Consider the following 24,291-nt stretch of genomic DNA (forward strand, 5'->3'; position numbering starts at 1 on the left):
ACGCTCAGGACAGCCACTTCTTCCACGTGGACTTGTGGCTGTCCGCCCACTTCTTCGCCGCCTCCTCCGGTGTCATCTTCTTGTCGGCGATCATCAGGGAGACCTCGTTCTGGTCCTCGGTCGTCCACTTGAACTTCTTCAGGAAGGCCGCCGCCTTGCCGCCGTTCTTCGCGAAGCCCGAGTTCAGGTACTTCTGCAACGGCGTGTGCGGGTAGGCGCAGGCGACCTTCTCCGGGTCGGCGTCGCAGCCCTCCTTGTACGGCGGCAGCTTCACCTCGGTCATGGGGACCTTCTTGAAGAGCCACTGCGGCGTGTACCAGTAGGTGAGGAAGGGCTTCTTCTCCTTGGCGAACTGCCTCATCTGGGTGATCTGCGCCGCCTCGGACCCGGCGAACACCACCTGGTAGTCCAGCTTCAGGTTCTTCACCAGCGCCTTGTCGTTGGTGACGTAGGACGGCGAACCGTCCATCAGCTGGCCCTTGTCGCCGCTCTCCGGGGTGCGGAACAGGTGGGAGTACTTGTTGAGGTTCTTCCAGTTCGTGATGTCCGGGTGCTGCTTGGCGAGGTACGTCGGGACGAACCAGCCGATGTGGCCGGTGACGCCGAGTTCGCCGCCCGGGCTGATCGTCTTCTTGTCCTTGACGTACCGCTGCTCCTGCTCGGGGTGGCCCCAGTCCTCCAGGAGCGCGTCGACGCGGCCCTGGCTGAGGGCGTCCCAGGCGGGCACCTCGTCGACCTGGACGGTGTCGACGCGGTAGCCCAGCTCGTGCTCCAGGATGTACTGGGCGACGGCCACGTTGGCCTGGGCGCCCACCCAGGACTGCACGGAGAGGGTCACGGTCTTGGCGCCCTGCGCGTTGGCGAAGGGCGAGGCCTGCTTGGTCATGTCGGCGGCGCCGCAGCCGGTGAGCAGCGCCAGGGAGCTCAGAGCGGCGACCAGGGCCGTATTGCGGACTCGCATGTCACGCTCCCTTCTTCGCGCGGCGTTCGGTGGGCTGGGTCACCCGGTCGAGCATCAGGCCGAGGCAGACGATCGCCGCGCCGGCCACCAGACCGGTCGCCAGATCGCCCTGGGCGAGGCCGAAGACGACGTCGTAGCCGAGCGCGCCACCGCCGACCAGGCCGCCGATGACGACGACGGCGAGGACCAGGACGAGGCCCTGGTTGACGGCGAGCAGCAGGGCCGGGCGGGCCAGCGGGAGCTGGATCTGCCGCAGCTGCTGCCAGCTGGTCGCGCCGAGCGAGCCGGAGGCCTCCAGCGCGGCCGGGTCGACCTGGCGCAGGCCCTGGGTGGTGATGCGGACGACGGCCGGAAGCGCGTAGACGATCGCGGCCGCGACGGCCGGGGCGCGGCCGACGCCGAACAGGGCGACGACCGGGATCAGGTACACGAACTGCGGCATCGTCTGGAAGACGTCCAGGACCGGGCGCAGCAGCCGCTCCAGGCGGTCGCTGCGGGCCGCCGCGATGCCGGTGGCGAAGCCGACGACGAGGGTGACGGCGACGGCCGCGAGGACCTGCGACAGCGTGTCCAGCGACGGCTTCCAGACGCCGAGGACGCCGATCGCGGACATGGCGAGGACGGCGGTGAGCGCGGTGCGCCAGGTGCCGATCACCCAGGCCAGGGCGGCGACGATCAGCAGGACCGACCACCAGGGCAGCCACTGGAGGCCGGCGCGCACCGGGTCGAGGACCCAGGTGGTGAAGTGGCCGGCCCAGTCGGCGGTGCCGCCGATGACGGGGACGCCGGAGTACAGGTGCGCGGTCATCCAGTCGACGACACGGTTGACGGGCTCGGCGATGCCGACGATCCAGGCTTCGGGCCAGTCGAGCCGGCCCGTGAAACGCCCGGCGACCGCCACGGCGACCACGCCGATGAGGGCGAGGAGCCAGCCGAGTCCGCTGCGGGGCTCCGGGTCGGCGCCGAGCCGCTCCCCCGCCGCGCCGGTGACGCGGTCCAGGACGACGGCCAGCAGCACGATCGGGATACCGGCGGCGAGCGCGGCGCCCACGTCGACCGAGGCCAGCGCCTGGTAGACGCGGTCACCGAGACCGCCCGCGCCGATGACGGCCGCGATGACGGCCATGGACAGCGCCATCATGATCGTCTGGTTGACGCCGAGCAGGAGTTCCTTGCGGGCCAGCGGGAGCCGGGCGGTCAGCAGCCGCTGCCGTGCGGTGGAGCCGAGCGACTCGACGGCCTCCAGCACCTCCTTGTCGGCGCCGCGCAGACCGAGCGAGGTCAGGCGGGCCATGGGCGGAGCGGCGTAGATGACGGTGGCCAGGACTGCCGCCGGGACGCCGATGCCGAAGACCAGCACGACCGGCAGCAGGTAGGCGAAGGCGGGCAGCACCTGCATGGTGTCCAGGACCGGGCGCAGAACGCGGTCCATCCGGTCGGAAAGACCGGCGGCGAGCCCGAGCAGCATGCCGACGACGACCGACGCGACGACCGCGACGACCATCAGGGCGAGCGTCTGCATGGTCGGCACCCACATGCCGAGCAGGCCGCAGGCGAGGAACGCGACGGCCGTGCCGAGCGCCAGCCGGACGCCCGCCACACGCCAGGCGACCAGCGCGCCCAGGGCCGTGACGCCCGCCCAGCCGATGGCCAGGAGGGTGAGGTAGACGGCCCGTACGGCGATCACGACGACGTTGCTGACGTGGCCGAAGAAGTACAGGAACAGCGGGTGGCTGTCGCGGTTGTCGATGATCCAGTCGCTGGCCTTGGCGAGCGGCTCGGAGACGTCGACGGTCAGCGCGCCGGGCCAGGCGCCGCTCGCCCAGCGGGAGGCGGCCAGCGGCACGAGGATCGCTGCCGCGAGGGCCAGGAAGAGAAGCTTGCGAACAGCCGGGTGCCTGAGGAGGCCGGGCAAACCGATACGGGTCGGGGACGCGGTGATGGTCGCCATCACACCGCCTCCTTGGGCTGCTCGGTCCCCGGCGGGGCCTGCTGCTCCGTGCCGGCGACGACGCCGAGCAGTGTGTCGGAGTCGACCATGCCCACGCAGCGGCCCTCCTCCATGACACGGGCCGGTGCGCCGGCGCGGGCCACCGCCTCGATCGCCTCGGAGACCGTCGCCTCGGGCCGGACCGCCGGTCCGCTGTCGTCCTGGTCCGCCGACGGGCGGCGCATGGCCGTACGGACGGTCATGACCTGCTCGCGCGGGACGTCCCGGACGAACTCGCGGACGTAGTCGTCGGCGGGCGAGCCCACGATCTCCTCGGGCGTGCCGAGCTGGACGACCTGGCCGTCGCGCATCAGGGCGATGCGGTCGCCCAGCTTGAGGGCCTCCTGGAGGTCGTGGGTGATGAAGACCATCGTGCGGCCCTCCTCGTGGTGCAGCCGGATCACCTCCTCCTGCATCTCACGCCGGATGAGCGGGTCGAGCGCGCTGAACGGCTCGTCGAACAGCAGGACTTCCGGGTCGACGGCGAGCGCGCGGGCGAGGCCGACGCGCTGCCGCTGGCCGCCGGAGAGCTGGCCGGGGCGGCGGTGCTCCATACCTTCCAGGCCGACCTTGGCGACGACCTCGGCGGCCCGCTCGCGCCGCTCGGCCTTGCCCATGCCCTGGATCTCCAGGCCGTAGGCGACGTTGTCGAGGACTGTGCGGTGCGGCAGCAGGCCGAAGTGCTGGAAGACCATGGCGGCCCGGTGGCGGCGCAGTTCGCGCAGCCGGGAGCGGTCCATGGCGCGGACGTCCTCGCCGTCGATGGCGATGGTGCCGGCCGTCGGCTCGATCAGCCGGGTCAGACAGCGCACCAGCGTGGACTTGCCGGAGCCGGACAGGCCCATGACGACGAAGACCTCGCCCTTGCGCACGTCGAAGCTGACGTCCCGGACGGCGGCCGTGCAGCCGGTGCGGGCGCGCAGCTCGGCCGGGTCGAGGGCGGTGAGCTCGGGGTCGGCGGGAACGCGGTCGGCCTTGGGGCCGAACACCTTCCACAGGCCCTCCACCGAAAAGACGGGGGTGGTGTCCATGGTCTGCTCCGTGGGGGGTTCGAGGGTCGCGGTCACTTGGCACCACCACCGATCAGCTCGGCGGCACGCTCCCCGACCATGAGCACGCCGATCATCGGGTTCACGGTGGTCATGGTGGGGAACACGGAGGCATCGGCGATGCGGATGCCCTCCAGGCCGCGGATGCGCAGCTCGGGGTCGACGACGGCCAGCTGGTCGTCGGCGTCGCCCATCTTGCAGGTGCCGGCGGGGTGGTAGACGGTGTGGGCGACCTTGCGGGCGTACTCGCCGAGCTCCTCGTCGCCGGTGACGTCCGGGCCGGGGGCCACCTCGCGCTTGAGCCAGCCGGCCAGCGGTTCGGTCTTGGCGATCTCGCGGGCGATCTTGATGCCGTCGACGAGGGTGCGGCCGTCGTAGTCGTCCTCGTCGGTGAAGTAGCGGAAGTCCAGGGCGGGCTTGACCTCGGGGTCGGCGCTGGTCAGGTAGAGCCGGCCGCGGCTCTTCGGCTTGGGGATGTTCGGGGTCATCGAGACGCCGAACTCCGGCCGCTGGTAGCCCAGTCGCTCCGGGTTGTCCGTGAACGGGATCTGGTAGAAGTGGAACATCAGGTCGGGGTGCGGCAGTTCGGCATCGCGGCGCACGAACAGGCCCGCGTCCGAGTCCATCGCGGAGTTCTCCGGGATGGGGCCGTTGGTCTCCCACACGATGACCGACTCGGGGTGGTCGAGCAGGTTCTCGCCGACGCCCGGCAGGTCGTGCGTGACGGGGATGCCGAGCTTCTCCAGGTCCGTCTTCGGGCCGATGCCGGAGTGCATCAGCAGCCGGGGCGAGTCGACGGCGCCGGCGCACAGCAGGACCTCGTTGCGCGCCTTGACGAGGATCTCCTCGCCGTCCTTGGTGCGCACGTGCACGCCCTCGGCGCGGTTGCCGTCCAGCTCCAGCTTGTACGCCCAGGTCTCCAGCAGGATCGTCAGGTTGGGGCGCTCGTCCATGACCGGGTGCAGATACGCCACCGACGCCGAGGACCGCTTGTTGTTCTCGGGGTGGTAGGCGAGGTCGAAGAAGCCGACGCCCTCGGTGAACGGCTTCTGGTTGAAGCCCTCCACGCGCGGCACGTCCAGCGCCGCCTGGGCCGCGTCGACGAAGTCGCGGGCGATGGCGTTCCGATCCTGCTCGTCGACCGGGACGATGTTGTTGAGCAGACGCGCGAAGTACGCCTCCATCTGCACCGCACCCCAGCCCTTGGCGCCGGCGGCCTCCCACTCGTCCCAGTCGGCGGGCAGCGGCTTGAACGCGATCAGCGTGTTGTGCGAGGAACAGCCGCCCAGGACCCGGGCCCGGCTGTGCCGGATATGCGAGTTTCCGCGTGGCTGCTCGGTGGTGGGGTAGTCGTAGTCGAGCTCGCCGCCCAGCAGGCCCATCCAGCGGCGCAGGGTCAGCACGTCGTCGCGGCCGACGTCGCTGGGGCCGCCCTCGATGACGGCGACGGAGACGTCGGGGTTCTCGGTCAGGCGGGAGGCGATGACGGAACCGGCGGTTCCGCCGCCTATCACGACATAGTCGTACTCATGGTTGTGGGACATGGCGTACTTGCTCCAGAGGGGATGAACCAGAGGGGACGAAGAGATCGGGCTCGACGGGCTCTGAGGGCGGGGCAGTGGGGGCCAGTGGGGGGTCAGCCCGCGAACCAGCGCACCGGCTTCGGCGCCAGGTTCTGGTAGACGTGCTTGGACTCGCGGTACTCGGCGAGGCCGGCCGGACCGAGTTCGCGGCCCACTCCGCTCTTGCCGAAACCGCCCCATTCCGCCTGCGGCAGGTAGGGGTGGAAGTCGTTGATCCAGATGGTGCCGTGCCGCAGCCGGCCGGCCACGCGTCGAGCACGGCCCGCGTCGGTGGTCCAGACGCCGCCCGCGAGGCCGTACTCGGTGTCGTTGGCGAGGGCGACGGCCTCGTCCTCGGTGCGGAAGGTCTCGACGGTGAGAACCGGCCCGAAGACCTCCTCCCGCACGACGCGCATCTCGCGGTGGCAGTGGTCGAGCAGGGTCGGCTCGTAGAAGTAGCCGTTCTCCGGGCGCTGCGGGGAGGGCTCGGGGCGCTTGCCGCCGGAGCGCAGCACGGCGCCCTCCTTGAGGGCGGACTCGACGTACATCTCGACCTTGGCGCGCTGCTGCTCGGAGACCAGCGGGCCGCACTCGACGCCGTCCTCGGTGCCGCGGCCGAGCCGGATCTTCTCGGCGCGCCGGGCGAGTTCGGCGACGAAGCGGTCCCGGACGGACTCCTCGATGATGAGGCGGGCGCCGGCCGAGCAGACCTGGCCGCTGTGGATGAAGGCGGCGTTGAGGGCCTGGTCGACGGCGGTGTCGAAGCCTTCGTCGGTGGCGCAGGCGTCGGCGAAGACGACGTTGGGGTTCTTGCCGCCGAGTTCGAGGGCGACCTTCTTGACGCCGGCCGCGGCGGCCTGGGCCACCTTGGTGCCACTGATCAGGCCGCCGGTGAAGGAGACCAGGTCGACGTCGGGGTGCTCGGAGAGGCGGGCGCCGACCGAGTGGCCGGGACCGGTGACGATGTTGGCCACACCGGCGGGGAGACCGGCCTCGACGAGCAGTTCGATGAGCGCGATCGTCGTCATCGGGGTGATCTCGCTGGGCTTGATGACGAAGGTGTTGCCGGCGGCCAGGGCCGGGGCGATCTTCCAGCTGGCCTGGAGGAGCGGGTAGTTCCAGGGCGTGATCATCGAGCAGACGCCGATGGGCTCGTGCACGACGACACTGTGGATGTCGGACGAGCCCGCGTCCACGACCCGGCCGGGCGACTCGCCGGCGACCAGGTCGGCGAAGTACCGGAAGGCGTCGGCGACGCAGTCGATGTCGACGCGCCCCTCCTCGACGGTCTTGCCCGCGTCGCGGGCCTCCAGCAGCCCGAGCCGCTCGCGGTCGCGCACGAGCAGGTCGGCGACGCGCCGCAGCAGCGCGGCCCGCTCGGCGGCGGACGTCCGTGGCCACTCGCCCTCGTCGAAGGCGCGCCGGGCGGCGGCGATCGCCAGATCGGTGTCCTTCTCGTCACCCTCCGCGACCACGGCGAACGGCAGGGCGTCCGCGGGGTCGAGAATTTCGCGCGTGGCGCCGGAGACGGCCGCACGCCATTCCCCTCCCGCGTGGATGGTGCTGCGCGCCTGGAGTTCGTTGCTTTCCGCCATGATCGCTTTCGCCTTCCGTTCCTGATCAGCGCCCCTGTGTCACACACGTGTCACTAAGAGACCGAGTGCGCCTGCCCCTCTCCCCTCGATGCATGCGTCATCCATGGCCGAAAGTGCGCTGTGTCACTGGAGATGCGGTCAAGCAGGGGCAAAGCGGGCGCGGAACGGGCCTTGCAGCGCGACTTGGGGGGGCGTCGCAGGGCAGGCGGGACTTTGCGGACGCCCCCTATGGGCTGTCCGGCCACTCGGCGAGAATCTCCCGCACCGCCTCCCGGAGCCAGCCGTGCGCGGGGTCGGCGTCGTGGCGCGGGTGCCACGCCAGTCCGACCTGGACCGGCGGCAGCCGGAGGGGGACGTCGAAGGTGGTCAGGCCCAGGGCCCGCGCCAGCGGCACGCTCCAGGAGCTGATCAGACCCGCCAGGTCGGTGGCCCGGACGACGAAGAGGGAGGCGGGGAAGGTGCCCACCGACCCCACCACCCGGCGGGCCAGGCCGAGCCCGGCGAGCGCCTCGTCCACCGGCCCGTGCAGCTTCCCCCGCCGGGAGACGGTCAGGTGATCGGCCTCCAGGGCGAACCGCTCGGGCGTCAACTCGCCCTCCAGCAGCGGATGCCCGGCCCGTACGACCCCCACCATCCGGTCCTCGTACAGCGACTCCACCCGCACCTCCGGCGCCACGGTGTCGATCACCCCGACCTCCAGATCGGCGGTGCCCTCGCGCAGGAAGGGCCCGTCCACATGACTCTCGGTGAGGAAGCGGAGGCGGATCCCGGGGGCGTCGCGGGCCGCCCGGGCGAAGAGGTCCGGGCCGCAGGCGGCGGCGACGGCGTCATGGCAGAGGAGGGTGAACGTACGGGTCACCGTCCTCAGGTCGGTGTCGGCGGGCGCGAACAGCGCCCGGGCCCGCTCCACCACGGCGCTCACCTCGGCCCGGACGGCCAGCGCACGCGGCGTCGGCACCATCCGCCGCCCGGCCCGCACCAGCACCGGGTCACCGAGAGCCTTGCGGATCCGCCCCAGGGTGCGGCTCATCGCGGGCTCGGACAGATGCAGCCGCCGTGCCGCACCGCCGACGCTCTGCTCCTCCAGCAGCACGTCCAGGGCGACCAGCAGATTCAGGTCCAGGCCGCTTGATTGCGTCACACGCATCGATCCCTTGCAGAGGTTGCACTGGAGTACAGGTACGGCCCGAGCCTACGGTGACGAGGCGATCCCCCATCCACCGAGCTCCCCGGGAGGAGCCTTGCCCCCGCACGCCCTGAAACGGCGGACCCTGCTCGCCCTGTGCGCCTGCGTCCTGGTCGCCCAGAGCATGGTCGCCGCCGTCAACCTGCTGATCCCGCAGTTGAGTTCGTCGTCCCTGCACCCCTCGTCCAGCGAGATCCTGTGGACGGTCGACGCCTACGTCATCGTCTTCGCCGGGCTCCTCATCCCGGCCGGCGCCCTCGGCGACCGGTACGGCCGCAAGGGCGCCCTGCTCGCCGGGCTCGCCCTGTTCGCGGCGGGTGCCGGCCTCAGCGCCCTCGCCCGGGACCCGGCGCTGCTCATCGCCGGGCGCGGTGTCTCGGGAGCCGGGGCCGCGCTGATCACACCGGCGACGATGTCGATCCTGATGCACCTGGCCGGCCCGCACGGACGCGCCCGGGCCATGGCCTCCTGGACGCTGGCGATCGGCCTCGGCGGGCTCGCCGGCAACCTGGGCGGCGGGCTGGCCGGCCAGTTCCTGTCCTGGCGCGCCCTGTTCGCCGTGATGGTCCCGCTGGCCGCGCTGCTCGCCCTCGCGGTGGCCGTCACCACCCCGCGCACCGACCGCTCCCCGCACAGCCACCTCGCCCCCGCCGGCACCCTGCTCCTGACCACCGGGCTGGTCGCCGTCCTCTTCGGCATCATCGAGGGCCCGGAGTACGGCTGGAGCGCACCGCGGATCCTGCTCGCGTTCGCGACGGGCGCCCTGCTCCTCGCCCTGTTCACGGTCCAGTCCCTGCGCTCGCGCACCCCGCTGTTCGACCCGCGGGTCTTCGCGGCACCCCGGCTGCGCGCGGCCACCCTCGGCATGGCGACCGGCTTCTTCGGCCTGTTCGCCCTCTTCTACCTCAACTCGCAGTACCTCCAGGGCGTCAAGGGCTACGGCCCCGCCCACACCGGCGTCGCCATCGTCCCGCTCATCGTCGGCATGGCGCTGGTGCCCAGGCTGGCGGCACGCTGGGTCGCGCACCCCCGGCCGGTCATCGGCGGCGGCCTGGCCCTCATCGGCCTCGGCCTGCTCGGCGTGTCGACGGCCGGCGCGGGCACGCCCTACGCGGTGTACGCCTGCTGGCTGCTGGTCATCTCGGCGGGCACCGGGCTGTGCATGCCGACGCTGACCCTGGGCGTCGTCACGTCCCTGCCGCCCCACCAGGCGGGTCTCGGTTCCGGCCTCGGCACGGCCGCCCGGGAGATCGGCGCGGCGCTCGGCGTCGCGGTCACCGGGACGGTCCTGGCCTCCCGCGACGGCCTCTCGGGCGGCATGGCCCCGGCCCTGCGCACGGTCGCCCTGCTGGTCCTGGCGGCCACGGCGGCGGTGGTCGCGGGGTACGGCGGCTCCCGGAAGGGCGCCGGAAAGCCCGCAGGCCCCGCACCGGACGGAACCGGTACGGGGCCTGCGCACAAACGCGGAGAGGCTCCGGTCAGATGAGGCCGAGGCCGCGGACCGCCTCGCGCTCCTCCTCGAGCTCCTTGACGGAGGCGTCGATCCGGGCGCGGGAGAACTCGTTGATCTCCAGGCCCTGGACGATCTCGTACTTACCGTCCTTGGTGGTGACGGGGAAGGAGGAGATGAGCCCCTCCGGCACGCCGTACGAACCGTCGGACGGGATGCCCATGGAGACCCAGTCACCGTCGGCGGTGCCGTTGACCCAGGAGTAGACGTGGTCGATGGCGGCGTTGGCGGCGGAGGCGGCCGACGAGGCGCCACGGGCCTCGATGATGGCGGCGCCGCGCTTGGCGACGGTCGGGATGAAGTCCTCGGCCAGCCACTTCTCGTCGTTCACGACCTCGGCGGCGTTCTTGCCGGCGATCGTGGCGTGGAAGATGTCCGGGTACTGGGTGGCGGAGTGGTTGCCCCAGATGGTGAGCCGCTTGATGTCGGCGACCGTGGAGCCGGTCTTCTTCGCGAGCTGGGTCAGGGCGCGGTTGTGGTCGAGACGGGTCATGGCCGTGAACCGCTCGGCCGGTACGTCGGGCGCGGCGGCCTGCGCGATGAGGGCGTTCGTGTTGGCCGGGTTGCCGACGACGAGGATCTTGACGTCGTCCGCGGCGTGGTCGTTGATGGCCTTGCCCTGCGGCTTGAAGATGCCGCCGTTGGCCTCCAGCAGGTCGCCGCGCTCCATGCCCTTGGTGCGGGGGCGGGCGCCGACGAGCAGGCCCACGTTCGTGCCGTCGAAGGCGACGTTCGGGTCGTCCGTGATGTCGATGCCCTGGAGGAGCGGGAACGCGCAGTCGTCCAGCTCCATGGCCGTACCCTCGGCCGCCTTCAGCGCGGGCGTGATCTCCAGCAGGCGCAGCTTCACCGGCACGTCCGCGCCGAGCAGCTGACCGGAGGCGATGCGGAAGAGCAGGGCGTAACCGATCTGGCCGGCCGCGCCGGTGACGGTGACGTTCACGGGAGTGCGGGTCATGGCGTTCTCCGTATGACAGCTGGCGGTGGGGCGTCCCTGCCCCGGACGTTTGATCGATCTCTTGGCGTCAAGAGATCCATCCAGCGGTCAGGCTATCGCGCATCCGGGATCCCGGACGGCCGGGTCGGTGTGGCCCAGCCCACAACTCACCCGCACCCGTACAAAAAGGCGGCCGCCCGTCCGGGAGAGGAGGACGAGGGCGGCCGCCGGGGGGGAACCGACCAAGCCGGACTCCCGTGGGGGTACGGTTCGCGTGCCCTCGATTCCCCCGAGCATTCCTCCCTCTCCCAAATTCGTTCCACGACCGGTCTGCTGCTGGGATTTCCTGGCGCCCGGCGCGGCCGGAAGCGACGGGTTCCCCGGACACGAAGCGCCCCACGCTGTGCCAGACGCCCGCCGGGTGCCGCGCGCCCGGCAGGGCCAGGCGGCCCGCCGCACACCGGGCACCGGGCACGGCCGGATCCCACCCCCCCCCCGGGCCGAAAACCAGACGCCCCGCCGGGCACAAGACGACCCGCCACACGCCAGGCACCGCCGGATCCCAGGCTCCCCGGAGCCGGAGGCCAGGCGCTCCGCGAAACGACCCGCCACACGCCGGGCACTCGCCGGCGCGAAGCGACCCACAGTGTGCCAATCACCCGCCGAATCCCGGGGGCTCCGGCCGAAAGCCCAGCACCCTCCGCAAGCCGCGCGCCCCGCCACGTGCCAGACCCCCCGGACTCCATTCCCCCAGCCGAAAGCCAAGCGCCCGCCAGGAGCAGGACGACCCGCCACACGCCAGGCACCCCCGGTGCGAAGCGCCCCACGGTGTGCCAAACACCCGCCTGATCCCAGCCCCCCCGGGTCGAAAGCCAGGCGCCCTCCGTAAGCCGCGCCGCCAGGCGCCAGGCGGTCCCCCTACTCCGTGCAGCCCTGCCGGCCGGATGCCAGCCTGGCGCAGGCCTTGGCGTCGGCGGCGTTCTTCACGGACACCATCGGGGTGTACGCGATGGTGTCGCCGGCGACGGTGATGTTCCCGGTCTGCTTCGCCTTGCCCGAGCTGACCTGGACCTCGTCCCCCTGTGCCGCCTGGGTGATACGGCCCCAGGCCGCCTTGCAGGTCTCGCTGTAACGGACCTCGACGACGGTCGTGCCGACGGTCGCGGTCTCGGCCGTGGTCACCAGGTCACCACTGCACCCCATGCTCTCCGCGTCCTTGCCGGTGCAGCTGTCGCCGCTGCACTTCACGCCGGGCGGCAGATCCGGGTTCGTGCTGGCGGTCGGCGTGGGCGACTTGGTGCCGCCCTTGGCCTCGTCGTCACCACCGCCACCGGTGAGGTAGAACGCGCCGGCGATCACCACGAGCACGCCCACGACACCCGCGAGGAACGTCGCGGTCCGCCGCTTGCCACCAGAACCGCCAGAACCGCCGAAACCGCCCGTGCCGCCGACACCACCGGCGCCCGCCGGGACGGCGTCCTGCGGCGGTGCGCCATACGCGCCCGCGCCCGGCGTCCGGGCGGTTGCGTGGCCCGAACCGGGCGTGGAGCCGGTTCCCTTGCCGACCGTTCCCCCGCGGCCCTGGGACGGACCCTGGTACCCGGCCATTCCCCACGAGTTGACCCCGGTCGAACCACTGCGGCCGCCGTCCTCCCGTACACCGCTGCCGGTGGAGTCCTGCACCTCGGGGACCGTCGGCTGCGGCGGCACGGTCGGAGCCACGCCGGCCGGGCCCGCGATCCCCGGCGTGACCGTGGCGCTGCCGCTTCTGCGGGCCGCCTGGCCACCCCCCGCGGAGGCCGACTTGCCGTCGCCCTTGGCACCGGCCGAGGGGCTCCCGAAGTCCTGACCGCCGAACTCACCGAGCGCGGCGCGCGCCTGGGAGATCCGGATGGCCTCCATCGTCATGTCGTGCCGCATCTCCGAGCGGCTCCAGGCGCGCTCGGCGAGCTCCCACATGGTGGTCAGGTGCACCGGGTTGGTCTCGGTGACCTCGGCCAGCGCCACGATCGCGCCCTTGGGCGCGAGCAGCCGGCCGTTCAGATAACGCTCCCACGACGTCTTGCTGTAGCCCGTGCGGTCCGCCACCGACGCGATGCTCAGACCACTGCGGTCCACGAGCCTGCGCAGCTGGCTGGTGAACTCCCTGATCTGCGGATCGAGCTCATCCGGCAAGGCCCTCCAACGAGGCATTGCTTCCCCCCTCTTCCCCCCGGTACGTGCTGTTATTACCCGCGCTGTTCGCCCCGCGCGTCGGCGGCCTTGGCCGAGTCCCCGTTCTGGCTACCCACAGGGATGCGTCCACTCAGGATCTCAGTTCCCTGAGCGGGGGCGTACAGGAGCGCAGGAGCCGCGCGTGCTACACCCTGAACCGTCCCGATTGTCCATGCCAACCCCGTGCTTGCACCACTTCGTGCCGAATCTGCCGGAGGAAGTACCGGAACCAGTACCGGAACCGTCACTTCCGTGCCACAGCACACTGACAGCCGTTGAACAGGCTCTTCGCCGTGCAGGAGGGTTGGCCGTGACGGCGGCCCGTCCTTCCTCGGGGGAGAGGACGGACCGCCGTCCGGTCACTCGCTGGTGACCGTGAAGTGCAGCGTGTCCTTCAGGAAGGGGATCTGGAGCCAGGGATTCGGCTGCGCCATCATCGCCAGCAGGACGATCGTCAGGCCCATGACGCCGTACGTGACGATGTCCGTGAACCGGGAGCGGACGGCGAGCATGCCGACGTCCGGCAGCAGCCACCGCATCCCGCCACCGCCCAGCAGGGCGAGGCCGATCAGCAGCGTCCCGAGCCGGAACTGGCCGAACGCGGTCACCAGCAGCCCGAGTCCGACCAGCCCCAGTACGGCGAGGACGGGCCACTGCCGCGCCGGCGCGAACGCGTCCCCGGGCGCGGCCCGGCCACCGCCCTCGGGCCGCGCGGTGTCCTTGGTGAACAACGGAAACCGCCGGGTGACCCGCCGCGGCCGCCCCTCGGCATCGGGCGCGCTGACGGGGTCCCGCACGGTGAGATCCTCGCCCTCCTCCCGCACCCCCGGATCGGCTTCACCGTCGAGCGCACTCGGCCCGTCCTGCTCGCTCTGCACGGCCTGCGCACTCCGGCCGGCCGGGGCGCCCTCCGCGCCCGCACCGTTCTGCGCGCTCCGGGTGACCGACACGCTCTCCGTGTTCCCGGCCTCCGAGGCGCTGCCCGCGCTCCCCGCGTCCCGTTCAGCCGACACTGCGCTCCGCCGCCTCGACCACGTTGACGAGCAGCTGGGCGCGGGTCATCGGGCCGACTCCGCCGGGGTTCGGGGAGATCCAGCCCGCGACCTCGGCCACGTCGGGGTGGACGTCACCCACGATCTTGCCCTCGGCGCTGCGGGAGACGCCCACGTCGAGGACGGCCGCGCCCGGCTTGACGTCCTCGGCGCGGATCAGATGGGCGGAACCGGCCGCGGCGACGATGATGTCCGCGCGCTTGAGGTGCGCCGACAGGTCACGCGTGCCGGTGTGGCACTGGGTCACGGTCGCGTTCTCGCTGCGCCGGGTCAGCAGCAGCGGCATCGGCCGGCCGATGGTCACACCCCGGCCGACCACCACGACCTCCGCGCCCTTGATCTCCACGCCGTAGCGGCGCAGGAGGGTCAGCACGCCGTTGGGGGTGCAGGGCAGCGGAGCCGGCTCGTTCAGGACCAGACGGCCGAGGTTCATCGGGTGCAGGCCGTCCGCGTCCTTGTCCGGATCCATCAGTTCCAGGATGCGGTTCTCGTCGATGCCCTTGGGCAGCGGCAGTTGCACGATGTAACCCGTGCAGGCCGGGTCCTCGTTCAGCTCGCGGACGGCCGCCTCGATCTCCTCCTGCGTCGCCGTGGCCGGCAGCTCGCGCTGGATGGAGGCGATGCCGACCTGCGCGCAGTCACGATGCTTGCCGGCGACGTACTTCTGACTGCCGGGGTCGTCCCCGACCAGGATCGTGCCGAGGCCGGGCGTGACGCCCTTCTCCTTCAGCGCCGCCACGCGGGCGGTCAGATCGGACTTGATCGCGGCTGCGGTGGCCTTGCCATCGAGAATCTGGGCGGTCATGGCCCCATCCTCGCGGATGACCCGCCCACGGTTCCAATCCGGCCGCAATACGGGCACCAGGGGGCCCCTCCTCCCGTATCCGCCCATGATCAGTGATGTTGCACTTGCACAACACATCGGGAATGCGGCTGGACAAGCCAGTCAGTGGTGAAGAACGATGACCTGACAAGTGCCGCGGGCAGCTCAACGGGGGGACGGTCGCTGTCTGAAGAACTCTCCTCCGTGCGGATGCCACGCGCGTCCCCGCACACGGAACAACGGAGGAAAGTCCCCCATGAGCTACGGCGATCCGAACAACCCCTACGGCGCTCCCCAGGGACAGCCGCAGCAGCAGCCGCAGCAGGGCTACGGCTACCCGCAGCAGCAGGGGCAGGCGCCCGGTTACGGCTACCCGCAGGCCCCTCCGGTGTCCCCCTACGGCGGTCCCGCCGCGCCGACGACGATGCCGGGCTCGGTGAACGCGGCCAAGGTGATGATGTGGGTCATCGTCGGTCTCCAGGTCCTCGGCGTGGCGTTCTTCGCCTTCGCCGCCGTGGCCCTCAACGCCGCGAAGGACGACGAGTCCCTCAAGGACAACACCGCCTTCCAGGACCTGGTCGGTCAGTCGACCGGCGTGATCTGGGGCTACGTGGTGTTCGGCCTGGCCTGGCTGGTGTTCGCGGCCGTCCTGGCGACGAAGTTCAAGAACGGCGGCAACGGCGCCCGCGTCACCATCATGGTCTTCGCCATCATCACCGCCGTCCTCGGCATCTACCCGTTCATCCTCGTGGGCCTGGTGCACACCGTCCTGGCCATCCTGGTCGCGGTGTTCGTCGGCAACGCGGGCGGCAAGGCCTGGTTCAACCGCCCCCGTTACTGAACGGACCCGGCGGGCGGAACAGTTCGCGCCAATCACATCCAAGGGCCGTGTCTCACCCGTACGAGGGGGGCACGGCCCTGGTGCGTCGCCCTAGTCTGACGGTGGTAGCTGTCAGGCACGGGGAGAGCACCTTGTACAGCATCATCGTGGTACCTCCGCCGACCACGGAGGACGAGCGAAACCTCAGCCAGATCAGACTCGCGCCCGGCGAGCGCCTCACGTTCGGCCGATCGGCGCCCGACAACGACCTGCACATCACCCACGACGGAGTGTCCCGCCGAGCCGGTGAGATCACCGCGCACGGCGCCTTCTGGATCCTCAGCAACCTCAGCCGCGAACAGACCTACGTCGTGGAGAACCCGGAGGGCGCGGGCGAACACGTCAAGCTGGCGCCCGGGCGGCTGGACGCGCCGATCCCCTTCGAGTTCTCGCGGATCGTGCTGCCCGCCGCCGGCGACCTGCTGACCCTGGAGGTGTGGGCGCCGCGCCACGACCACCTGAGCGGCACCGGCGGCCTCGACGGCGCCACGACCGCTCCGGCCTTCTCCCTCGACCGCACCAAGCGCTACTTCGCGGTCCTGGCCGCCCTGTGCGAACCGCGCCTGCGCGGCACCCCGCACGCCCCGCTGCCCACCGTCGACCAGGTCGCCGACCGCCTGCGCCCCATCTGGCCGGCCGCGTCCCGCACGTCGGTGCGGTGGAACATCGACTACCTCGCGGTGAAACTGCGCCTCAAGCCGGGCCCGGAGAGCGCGGACACCGGCCCGCGGCTCAACGGCAAGAAGGAGTCCCTGGTCTCCCTGGCGCTCCGCTTCGACCTGGTCCGCGAGGACGACCTGACCGTCCTGGCGGGCCCGTCGCCGGGCCGGGTGACCCGGTGACCGAGCCCTACGCCGTTCCGGTGCCGAAGGGCTACCGGGTCGGCGCCTGGGAGGTGCGCGAACCCATCGCGACCGGCGCCTTCGGCAGTGTGTACGCGGCCCGGCGCACCGGGGAGAGCACGGAGCTGCCCCGGACGGCCGCCCTGAAGTTCCTGCCCACCGGCACGGCCACGCCCCGCCGGCTGACCCATCTGCGCGAGCTGATCGAGCGGGAGGTCGAGCTGTACCGGCGGCTGAGGCATCCGCGGCTGGTGCGGATGTACGAGACGCTGACGGTCGACGACCCGGGCCGCCCGGAACTGGACGGCGCCACCGTCCTCGTCCTGGAGCGGGCCAGGGGCTCCCTGTCGGCCCTGCTCACCGCCGCGCCCCGGCCCGAGGCCGGTCCCGCGCTGCTCGCGCAGATCTGCGAGGGCCTGGCCCAGTTGCACGGTGCCGGCTGGGTGCACGGCGATCTGAAGCCGGCCAACGTGCTGCTGATGGACGACGGTTCGGTCCGCCTCGCCGACTTCAACATGGCCGCCGAGCTGGAGGGCACCCACGCCTACACCCCGGCGTTCTCCACTCCCGACTACACCCCGCCCGAGCTCCTGTGGACCGAGATCGGCGAACGGGGCCGCCGGATCCGCCCGTCCGCCGACGTATGGGCCTTCGGTGTCCTCGCGCACCTCGTCCTCACCGACTCGTTCCCGCTGCCCGGCGCGACCCCGACGGCCCGCCGCGACGCGGCCGCCGCCTACGCCCGCGGCACCGACGAGCTGCGCCTGTCGCCCGAACTGCCCGACGACTGGCGGCAGATCATCTCGGCCTGCCTGACCCGCACCCACCAGGACCGCGTCTCCGGCGAGACCCTGCTCGGCCGCGTCCGGGCGGCCGCCGGCACCGGCCACCGTTCCTTCCGCCTGCCCCGCCTGCGCCCGGCCCGCCGCCGCTCCCGCCGCATGGCGGTCCTGGCGGCCGGTGCCGCTGTCGCCGCCCTCGGCTACGGCGTCGCCACCTGGGCCGATCCCGGCGACGACGGCGGGAGCAAGGCCGGCGAGACCCGCAAGGTGACCCCAGCCACCTACGGCACCTTGGAGCTCCGCACCGACAAGGGCGTGCCGGTGGCCTACCGGCGGCTCATCGTCGACTCGGCCCACGAGTGCGTCCAGCCGGAGATCACCCCGGCGCTCATCGCCGCGATGCTGAAGGTGGAGAGCGACTTCGACCCCGATCTCTCCGACCCGGACGCGGGCAAGGAGGGCGAGTACGGCATCGCCCGCTGGACCCCGAGCATCCTGCGCTGGTGGATCCGCGCCGACGGCGTCCCCGCGAAGGAGACCCCCAGGCCGCCGCTCACCCCCTCCGAGTCCATCCCGGCCATGGCCCGCTATCTGTGCTTCGCCGAACCGCGCCTGAAGACCGGACTGAGCGGCGACCGCCGGGTGCTGGTCGCCGCCGCCTACCGGACGTCGTACAAGACGGTGAACAACGCGGGCGGCGTTCCCCCGAAGTACCGCGACTACGCCGCCCGCGTCGCCCACTACCTCAAGGAGTACGCCCCGCCCGGTGAGAAGTGACCCTGAGAGGTCCGAGGTTCCCTCGTCGTCCGGGTCCGGCACGGTGGAAGCGCCGCCGCTTTCTCTCACAAACCCTTCACAGACGCGCTGCATCAGGCACGATGCTTCGTACTCGTTCAAGAACGTCCCATACTCTTCCCCTCGTCGGACCGGGGGCTGCGCTCCCTGGCGTCACAGGAGGAGGGGGACGACTCCATGTACAGCGTCATCGTCGTACCACCGATGTACGGCAGCGCGGAGGGGCAGGTCAGGATCGCCGCGGGCGAACGGCTGACGTTCGGCAGGGCCGGGACGGACGGCGGACTCCTGATCGACCACGAAGGGGTGCCCCGGGCCGCCGGAGAGATCACAGCGCACCGGTCCTTCTGGCTGCTGAGCAACCTCAGCGAGGACCAGACCTACGTGGTGGAGAACCCCGAGGGCGCGGGAGAACACCTCAAGATCGCGCCGGGCCGTATGGAAGCCCCGGTAGCGTTCGAGTTCTCGAGGGTGGTCCTGCCCGCCGCGGGAGACCTGCTCAGCTTCGACGTGTGGGCGCCACGCCACGCCTTCCGCAGCGTCGACCGCCGGGGACTCCCCGGCGCCGCCACGGCACCGGCGTTCGCTCTGGACCGCACCAGCCGGTACTTCGCGGTGCTGGCCGCCCTGTGCGAGCCCCGGCTGCGCGGAGAGCCGCACGCGTCGCTGCCGGCGGTGGAGCAGCTGGTGGAGCGGTTGCGGGGCGTCTGGCCGACGGTCACACGGTCCGCCGTGTACTGGAACATCGACTACCTGACCCTCAAACTACGGCTGCGCCCCGGCCCCGACACCGCCGCGCCCGGTCAACGCGTCAACGGCAAGAAGGAGTCACTGGTCTCGCTCGCGCTCCGCTTCGACCTGGTCCGCGAGGACGACCTGGTGGTGCTGGCCACCCCGGCCGGCGAGGTGGTCCGATGACCGGCCGGTCATACGCCGTCACCGTCCCGAAGGGCTACCGCGTCGGCCGGTGGGAGGTGCGCGAACCCCTCGCCTCCGGCGCCTTCGCCACCGTGTACGCGGCCCGGCTCGCCGGGGAAGGGGGCCTGGAGCTGCCCCGTCGGGCGGCCCTGAAGTTCCTGCCCACCGGCACCCGCACCCCACGCCAGCTGCGACACCTGCGGGAACTGGCCGAGCGCGAGGTCGAGTTGCTGGGCCGCCTGCGAGCGCCCCGGCTGATCCGGATGTACGACACCCTGACGGTCGACGACCCGGGGCACCCGGAGCTGGACGGCGCCACCGTGCTCGTACTGGAGCTGGCCGAGTGCTCCCTGGACGCCGTACTGGAACACGACCCGCAGCCGGAGCCGGGTCCGGCCCTGCTGGCCCAGATCTGCGAGGGCCTGCACCAGTTGCACCACGCGGGCTGGGTGCACGGCGACCTGAAACCCGCCAACGTGCTGCTGATGGAAGACGGTTCAGTCCGGCTGGCGGACTTCAACATGGCGGCGGAACTGGAGGGCACGCACGCCTACGCACCCGCCTTCGCCACGCCCGACTACACACCACCGGAGCTGCTGTGGCCCGAGATCGACGAGCGGGGCACCCGCATACGCCCCTCCGCCGACGTCTGGGCCTTCGGCGTGCTCGCCCATGTCGTCCTCACGGGCTCCTTCCCGTTGCCGGGCGGAAGCACTCAGGCACGCACGGACGCGGCGACGCGGTACGCGTGCGGTACCGAGGAGTTGCGCCTATCTCCCGAACTCCCGGACGCCTGGCGGGAGATCGTCCGGGACTGCCTGGCCCCCACGCACGCGGCGCGCGCCGCCCGGGTTCCTGACACCGGCGCACTGCTGCGCCGGGTGGAGGAGGCCGCGGGCACCTCCCCCTCCGCCCGCCTGCCGAGGCTGCGGCCCCGGCGGTGGCGGCGTCCGGTGCTGGTCGCGGTACTCGCGGCGACGGCGGTGCTGGGCGGGACCGCGGTGACGTACGCTCTCCGCGACGATCCCCCGGCCGCCGCGGCACCGCCCAGCTGCGAGAAGCCGGCGGTGTACGAGGACGAGGAGCACGGCGTCGGCTACACCGCGGGCTGGAACAGCACCTGGGACTTCACCGTCAAGCGGGGCGAGGGCGGCAGCCAGGTCCGTGAGGCGCAGTGCCTGCTCCGCTATCTGCACGGCATCACCGCGGTCGGCGAGGTCGACGGGGACTTCGGCCCGCTGACGCACGACGCGGTGATGACGTTCCAGAAGCGGGAGGGGCTGGAGGCGGACGGGGTGGTGGACGCGCGGACGTGGAGCGCGCTGCGGAAGGCCGACGAGGTCTGACCTTCCCCACAACCCGCGCGGCTGCCTGTCAGCCGCAGGAGTGGTACTTGTACCACTCCTGACGCGAGTCGCCCTTGCGGTCGGGGAAGACGTACTTCCCCTCGGTGTTGCGGCGCAGATCGAAGGTGTGCTTCTTGCCCTCGTACCGCAGATACAGGGTCCTCTCGCTGTCGGTCGACCCACCGATCTTGTACATGTGCTTGTTGCCCCGGCTGAAGGTCTTCTCGCCCACGATGCCGTCCGCGGTTCCCCCAGCTTCTTCTGCAGGTCGATCGTCGAATAGAGGGTGCGCCACCCGAAGTCCCCGTCGATGCCTCTTCGAAGATCTTGCCGTCGTAGTTCGTCGCGTAGGCTCCCTCCGCCCACAGGATGCGCTGCCACAGTCACGTCGCGTTGGAGCTTCGCCAGGGCGACGTGCGGGACAGCTCACCCTCGTCGTCCCAGTCGTCGGAGAACTTGCCGTACCCCCGTATCCACCCGTCGGACACCTTGAGGAAATTCATGTGCTCCCCCTCGGGTCGTGTTGGCCATGTGCAGAGTCACACGGAGGAGGCACAGTGCGACCCTCAAGAGTTTCAGGATGGGTGCGGAAAGGACGGGCCCCAGGGGGAGTTATCGCGGTGAGTTCGGGCGCGGTTGCAAGGATGATGAACACACCGGCACTTCACCTGCGCCGATTGACCTACCCGAGGAAGGTTCACACTTGAGACCAACCCGTACCGCCCTGACCCTCGTGACAACCGTCGCTCTGGCCCCCGCGCTCCTGCTGGCCGGCCCGGCCCTCGCCGCCGAGCCGTCCCCGTCGTCCGCCACCACCGCGGCGACCGCTTCCGACACGGCCGGCTCAAGCGTCGGTGACATGTCCGACGACGACGTCCGGGTCGCGATCGCGCGCATCCTCGCCGACCCCACCACGGGCAGGGCCGTCTACGCCGCCGCGCAGAAGGCCTTGGACGGCACCATCGAGGACCAGCGGTACTTTCTGGAGACCGGCCGTTGGATCGCCCAGGCCGAGGACGACCGCGTCGCCGTAGCACGCATCCTCGCCTCCGCCGACCCCAAGACCGACAAGGCGGTCACCCGGGACGCCAACGAGGCCCTCGACGCCAACACCCCGGAAGCCCTGCGCGCCTTCCTGGAGACCGGCTACCGCCTGGCCGTCGCCGAGGACGACCGCGTCCGTGTCGCCCGCATCCTCGCCGACCCGACGATCAGCGACGCGCTGCGGGCCGCGGCGGAGGACGCCATTGACGGGACGCCGGAGGAGTTGCGGTACTTCATCGAGGTGGGCCAGTACGAGGTGGACGGCTGAGCCGTACTTCTGGAACGCCCTCGCTCCGCCCTTCGTTGGCGGGGCGAGGGTGGTCCTCGATTTTCGGGGGAGGGGACGAATCCGTGCACAGCGCGTCCGGACAGCAGCCGCACGCGGTGCCCGTACCGCAGGGCTACCGCGTAGGCCACTGGGAGGTGCGGGAGCCTCTCGGGTCCGGTGCCTTCGCGACCGTGTATGCAGGCCGGCCGACCGGCGAGGCGGATCCGGCCCTGCCCCGCCGGGCCGCCCTGAAGCTCCTGCCGACCGGCACCCGCACCCCACGCCAGCTGCGCCATCTACGCGAACTGGCCGAGCGCGAGGTCGAGTTGCTGGGCCGGCTGCGCGCGCCCCGCCTCATCCGCATGCACGAAACGCTGACCGTCGACGACCCGGACCACCCGGAGCTGGACGGCGCCACCGTCATCGTCCTGGAACGGGCCGAGACCTCCCTGGACGCCGTACTGGCACACGACCCGACACCCGAGTCCGGCCCGGCCCTGCTGGCCCAGATCTGCGAGGGCCTGCACCAGCTGCACCACGCGGGCTGGATCCACGGCGACCTGAAGCCGGCCAACGTCCTGCTCATGAAGGACGATTCGGTACGGCTCGCCGACTTCAACATGGCCGCCGAACTGGAAGGCACCCACGCCTACGCACCCGCCTTCGCCACACCCGACTACACCCCGCCCGAGCTGCTCTGGCCCGAGGTCGACGAACGCGGCACGCGCATCCGCCCGACCGCCGACATCTGGGCCTTCGGTGTCCTCGCCCATGTCGTCCTGACCGGAGAGTTTCCGCTGCCGGGCGGGACGACCGAGGGCCGCATCGACGCGGCGACGCGTTACGCACGCGGCACGGACGAACTGCGCCTGTCCCCTGAACTACCCGAGGGCTGGCGGGAGATCATCACCGACTGTCTCGCCCGCACACACGCCGAGCGCACCACCGCGGCGGCGCTGCTGCCCCGCGTCACGAAGGCCGCGGGCGTCGCCACACCGGCCCGGCTGCCCCGGCTGCGCCCCCGCTTCTGGCAGCGACGCCCCGTACTCACGGCGACGCTCACGCTGGCCCTGCTCATCACGACGACGTCGACGGTCTCGGCCTACCGTCATGTGACCACGGACGATGGAATGCCGGTGTACGCGGCCCTGCCCAGAAAGCTGGCGTTCCCCACCAATGCGCGCGGCGAGGTGGTCTACGGCTACCACCGCTGCCCGGAGGACAGTGTCTGCTTCTTCAGCGAGCACAACGGCAACGGCGACATGTGCGTCTGGCAGGGCGACGACCCGGACTGGCAGTCGGGCAAGGACACCTGCACCTGGGCCGCCGACTCCCCGGTGCGTTCGATCTTCAACAACATCGACGACAGCCATGAGGAGAGTGCCGTCGCCTACTTCCGGGGCACCGACTTCTCCCCCGCGGACGCGGACCGCCGCCGCCTGGCGCAGCGCACCGGGTGCAGCGCGGTGAACAGCATGGGCAACCTGGCGGGCACGTATGCGCCGCGCTCGCACCGGCTGATCGACAGTTGCTCGTCGTTCACGGCGGTGGTGGATGTTCTGACGCCGTGGTGAGGGGTCGGGCTACAGGGACTTTATGAAGAGGACCCAGGCTCGGGTGGGGAACACCAGGGCGGGGCCCTCTGGGTTTTTGGAGTCGCGGACGGGGACGGTGCCGGGGAGGTTGTCGGCTACTTCGAGGCACTCGCCGCCGGTTCCGTTGCTGTAGCTGCTCTTGCGCCACTGGAGAGGGCTCAGCTCGGCGACCTCGACGCAGTCACCGCCGGTCCCGTTGCTGTAGCAGCTCTTGCGCCACTGCACGGAGCTCAGGTCGATGTTGCTGTTCGGCTTCATTCCGGTAATCCTCTGCTGCTGCCTCGATCATGGCCAGGGACGCCTCCGGTGGCAGTGCGGCGGCCCTGAGCAGATCGTACGACTCGCGGTACTCCATCACGAGGGCCGGATAGTCGATGACTTGGCTGCTGTGCAGAGCTTCGGTGTACACCAGCGGCGGAGCGTCGAGGAAAGTCATGATTCGGGTCATCCCCGTCATGAACGGATGAGCCGCCGCGGTTGCCGGGACGATCTGCGCAATGGACCGCGTGCTCCTGACCACCTCCACAATGTGACCCAGGAGCTCGGCCATCCCTGCGGGCGTCAGCACTCGCCGCCGGATGACCGACTCGTCGAGCACCGCCCAGAACTTCGGGGGCGCCTCGCTCTCGAAAAGCTTTGCCCGGTCCAGGCGGGCGCTCACGATCGCCGACACCTCGGTGTCCGAGGCTCGTGGCATCGCCGACCGCGTGATCGCCGTTGCATAGGCCCTGGTCTGCAACAGCCCGGGCACAAACGTGGGAGCCCAGTCCTCGATGGTCCGCGCCTGCTGTTCCATCTCCGCGACGTCCGCGAAGTACTCGGCGATGCCCACCCGCCGCGCCTTGGCCGCGTCTTCACACCGCCGTTGGAAAAAGCCGTCCGACCCTAGCCGCTTGTCCACATGCAGGGCCAGGTCCATCGGCATCCCGCGCTCGCCACGCT

Annotated in this window: 21 protein-coding genes; 8 read left to right on the forward strand and 13 right to left on the reverse strand. The window is 71.3% G+C overall.

The genetic code is table 11. From position 1 onward, the window contains the following. Positions 1 to 4 precede the first annotated feature (4 nt). The 6 genes from ACZ6TU_RS02275 to ACZ6TU_RS02300 form a co-directional block, all read right to left on the reverse strand. A complete protein-coding gene (locus ACZ6TU_RS02275) occupies positions 5 to 961 on the reverse strand; it encodes an ABC transporter substrate-binding protein (RefSeq protein WP_467671842.1) in 957 nt (318 codons plus the stop codon). 1 nt (position 962) lies between these two features. Further along, positions 963 to 2,912: an ABC transporter permease gene (locus ACZ6TU_RS02280; RefSeq protein WP_467671844.1), complete on the reverse strand. Its 1,950-nt coding sequence runs from the start codon at positions 2,910 to 2,912 to the stop codon at positions 963 to 965. Beyond that, positions 2,912 to 3,982 (reverse strand): quaternary amine ABC transporter ATP-binding protein, encoded by a 1,071-nt coding sequence (locus ACZ6TU_RS02285; RefSeq protein WP_467671846.1) that lies wholly within the window; start codon positions 3,980 to 3,982, stop codon positions 2,912 to 2,914. Before ACZ6TU_RS02285 ends, ACZ6TU_RS02280 begins: the two co-directional genes overlap by 1 nt. A 32-nt stretch (positions 3,983 to 4,014) precedes the next feature. After that, complete coding sequence (locus ACZ6TU_RS02290; protein ID WP_469546052.1) at positions 4,015 to 5,544, reverse strand: GMC family oxidoreductase; 1,530 nt, start codon at positions 5,542 to 5,544, stop codon at positions 4,015 to 4,017. A gap of 92 nt (positions 5,545 to 5,636) precedes the next feature. After that, positions 5,637 to 7,157: an aldehyde dehydrogenase family protein gene (locus tag ACZ6TU_RS02295; protein WP_467671850.1), complete on the reverse strand. Its 1,521-nt coding sequence runs from the start codon at positions 7,155 to 7,157 to the stop codon at positions 5,637 to 5,639. A gap of 226 nt (positions 7,158 to 7,383) precedes the next feature. Beyond that, a complete protein-coding gene (locus ACZ6TU_RS02300; RefSeq protein ID WP_467671852.1) occupies positions 7,384 to 8,304 on the reverse strand; it encodes a LysR family transcriptional regulator in 921 nt (306 codons plus the stop codon). A gap of 94 nt (positions 8,305 to 8,398) precedes the next feature. On the opposite strand from ACZ6TU_RS02300, the gene ACZ6TU_RS02305 reads away from it, so the two are divergent. Further along, a complete protein-coding gene (locus tag ACZ6TU_RS02305; protein ID WP_467671854.1) occupies positions 8,399 to 9,829 on the forward strand; it encodes an MFS transporter in 1,431 nt (476 codons plus the stop codon). Here ACZ6TU_RS02305 and ACZ6TU_RS02310 read toward each other — a convergent pair. From ACZ6TU_RS02310 to ACZ6TU_RS02325, 4 genes are all read right to left on the reverse strand, one after another. Further along, the gene (locus ACZ6TU_RS02310) at positions 9,822 to 10,811 is read right to left on the reverse strand and encodes a malate dehydrogenase (RefSeq protein WP_467671856.1); all 990 of its coding nucleotides are present in this window, start codon (positions 10,809 to 10,811) and stop codon (positions 9,822 to 9,824) included. The two genes, ACZ6TU_RS02305 and ACZ6TU_RS02310, sit on opposite strands and share 8 nt — an antisense overlap. Before the next feature lie 897 nt (positions 10,812 to 11,708). Further along, on the reverse strand, positions 11,709 to 12,983 hold the full coding sequence (locus ACZ6TU_RS02315; protein WP_467671858.1) for a helix-turn-helix domain-containing protein: 1,275 nt from the start codon (positions 12,981 to 12,983) through the stop codon (positions 11,709 to 11,711). 380 nt (positions 12,984 to 13,363) lie between these two features. After that, positions 13,364 to 13,828, reverse strand: a complete 465-nt coding sequence (locus ACZ6TU_RS02320; RefSeq protein ID WP_467672570.1) for a DUF3017 domain-containing protein — start codon at positions 13,826 to 13,828, stop codon at positions 13,364 to 13,366. 178 nt (positions 13,829 to 14,006) lie between these two features. After that, the gene (locus ACZ6TU_RS02325) at positions 14,007 to 14,861 is read right to left on the reverse strand and encodes a bifunctional methylenetetrahydrofolate dehydrogenase/methenyltetrahydrofolate cyclohydrolase (protein WP_086602564.1); all 855 of its coding nucleotides are present in this window, start codon (positions 14,859 to 14,861) and stop codon (positions 14,007 to 14,009) included. Between the two features lie 274 nt (positions 14,862 to 15,135). Between ACZ6TU_RS02325 and ACZ6TU_RS02330 the strand changes: the two genes are divergently transcribed. From ACZ6TU_RS02330 to ACZ6TU_RS02350, 5 genes are all read left to right on the forward strand, one after another. Then, positions 15,136 to 15,720: a hypothetical protein gene (locus tag ACZ6TU_RS02330; protein ID WP_467671859.1), complete on the forward strand. Its 585-nt coding sequence runs from the start codon at positions 15,136 to 15,138 to the stop codon at positions 15,718 to 15,720. Positions 15,721 to 15,851: 131 nt separating this feature from the next. Beyond that, positions 15,852 to 16,601, forward strand: coding sequence for an FHA domain-containing protein (locus tag ACZ6TU_RS02335; RefSeq protein ID WP_467671861.1), 750 nt, complete (start codon positions 15,852 to 15,854; stop codon positions 16,599 to 16,601). After that, positions 16,598 to 18,160 carry a protein kinase domain-containing protein gene (locus ACZ6TU_RS02340; protein WP_469546059.1) on the forward strand — a complete coding sequence of 521 codons (1,563 nt, stop codon included), beginning with the start codon at positions 16,598 to 16,600 and terminating at the stop codon, positions 18,158 to 18,160. Before ACZ6TU_RS02335 ends, ACZ6TU_RS02340 begins: the two co-directional genes overlap by 4 nt. Before the next feature lie 195 nt (positions 18,161 to 18,355). Beyond that, on the forward strand, positions 18,356 to 19,096 hold the full coding sequence (locus tag ACZ6TU_RS02345; RefSeq protein ID WP_467671865.1) for an FHA domain-containing protein: 741 nt from the start codon (positions 18,356 to 18,358) through the stop codon (positions 19,094 to 19,096). Further along, positions 19,093 to 20,442, forward strand: a complete 1,350-nt coding sequence (locus ACZ6TU_RS02350) for a protein kinase domain-containing protein (protein ID WP_467671866.1) — start codon at positions 19,093 to 19,095, stop codon at positions 20,440 to 20,442. Before ACZ6TU_RS02345 ends, ACZ6TU_RS02350 begins: the two co-directional genes overlap by 4 nt. A 28-nt stretch (positions 20,443 to 20,470) precedes the next feature. Here ACZ6TU_RS02350 and ACZ6TU_RS02355 read toward each other — a convergent pair whose 3' ends face one another. After that, complete coding sequence (locus ACZ6TU_RS02355) at positions 20,471 to 20,674, reverse strand: hypothetical protein (RefSeq protein ID WP_467671868.1); 204 nt, start codon at positions 20,672 to 20,674, stop codon at positions 20,471 to 20,473. 471 nt (positions 20,675 to 21,145) lie between these two features. On the opposite strand from ACZ6TU_RS02355, the gene ACZ6TU_RS02360 reads away from it, so the two are divergent. Further along, positions 21,146 to 21,754 carry an ALF repeat-containing protein gene (locus ACZ6TU_RS02360; RefSeq protein WP_467671870.1) on the forward strand — a complete coding sequence of 203 codons (609 nt, stop codon included), beginning with the start codon at positions 21,146 to 21,148 and terminating at the stop codon, positions 21,752 to 21,754. 83 nt (positions 21,755 to 21,837) lie between these two features. Then, on the forward strand, positions 21,838 to 23,328 hold the full coding sequence (locus ACZ6TU_RS02365) for a serine/threonine-protein kinase (protein WP_467671872.1): 1,491 nt from the start codon (positions 21,838 to 21,840) through the stop codon (positions 23,326 to 23,328). Positions 23,329 to 23,337: 9 nt separating this feature from the next. On the opposite strand, the gene ACZ6TU_RS02370 is transcribed toward ACZ6TU_RS02365, so the two are convergent. Both ACZ6TU_RS02370 and ACZ6TU_RS02375 read right to left on the reverse strand, forming a co-directional pair. Then, positions 23,338 to 23,607: a DUF397 domain-containing protein gene (locus ACZ6TU_RS02370; protein WP_467671874.1), complete on the reverse strand. Its 270-nt coding sequence runs from the start codon at positions 23,605 to 23,607 to the stop codon at positions 23,338 to 23,340. Next, on the reverse strand, positions 23,531 to 24,268 hold the full coding sequence (locus ACZ6TU_RS02375; RefSeq protein WP_469546065.1) for a DUF5753 domain-containing protein: 738 nt from the start codon (positions 24,266 to 24,268) through the stop codon (positions 23,531 to 23,533). The genes ACZ6TU_RS02370 and ACZ6TU_RS02375 overlap by 77 nt, the downstream gene beginning before the upstream one ends. Between the last annotated feature and the right edge of the window lie 23 nt (positions 24,269 to 24,291).

The sequence above is a fragment of the Streptomyces sp. NPDC052064 genome, from assembly GCF_055585925.1.

Coding starts and splice junctions, on each gene's coding strand:
- ACZ6TU_RS02295 (WP_467671850.1), bottom strand. CDS start 7,157: ATGGCGGAAAGCAACGAACTCCAGGCGCGCAGCACCATCCACGCGGGA.
- ACZ6TU_RS02290 (WP_469546052.1), bottom strand. CDS start 5,544: ATGTCCCACAACCATGAGTACGACTATGTCGTGATAGGCGGCGGAACC.
- ACZ6TU_RS02370 (WP_467671874.1), bottom strand. CDS start 23,607: ATGAAGCCGAACAGCAACATCGACCTGAGCTCCGTGCAGTGGCGCAAG.
- ACZ6TU_RS02325 (WP_086602564.1), bottom strand. CDS start 14,861: ATGACCGCCCAGATTCTCGATGGCAAGGCCACCGCAGCCGCGATCAAG.
- ACZ6TU_RS02280 (WP_467671844.1), bottom strand. CDS start 2,912: ATGGCGACCATCACCGCGTCCCCGACCCGTATCGGTTTGCCCGGCCTC.
- ACZ6TU_RS02285 (WP_467671846.1), bottom strand. CDS start 3,982: ATGGACACCACCCCCGTCTTTTCGGTGGAGGGCCTGTGGAAGGTGTTC.
- ACZ6TU_RS02315 (WP_467671858.1), bottom strand. CDS start 12,983: ATGCCTCGTTGGAGGGCCTTGCCGGATGAGCTCGATCCGCAGATCAGG.
- ACZ6TU_RS02375 (WP_469546065.1), bottom strand. CDS start 24,268: ATGGACCTGGCCCTGCATGTGGACAAGCGGCTAGGGTCGGACGGCTTT.
- ACZ6TU_RS02350 (WP_467671866.1), top strand. CDS start 19,093: ATGACCGGCCGGTCATACGCCGTCACCGTCCCGAAGGGCTACCGCGTC.
- ACZ6TU_RS02330 (WP_467671859.1), top strand. CDS start 15,136: ATGAGCTACGGCGATCCGAACAACCCCTACGGCGCTCCCCAGGGACAG.
- ACZ6TU_RS02345 (WP_467671865.1), top strand. CDS start 18,356: ATGTACAGCGTCATCGTCGTACCACCGATGTACGGCAGCGCGGAGGGG.
- ACZ6TU_RS02300 (WP_467671852.1), bottom strand. CDS start 8,304: ATGCGTGTGACGCAATCAAGCGGCCTGGACCTGAATCTGCTGGTCGCC.
- ACZ6TU_RS02310 (WP_467671856.1), bottom strand. CDS start 10,811: ATGACCCGCACTCCCGTGAACGTCACCGTCACCGGCGCGGCCGGCCAG.
- ACZ6TU_RS02275 (WP_467671842.1), bottom strand. CDS start 961: ATGCGAGTCCGCAATACGGCCCTGGTCGCCGCTCTGAGCTCCCTGGCG.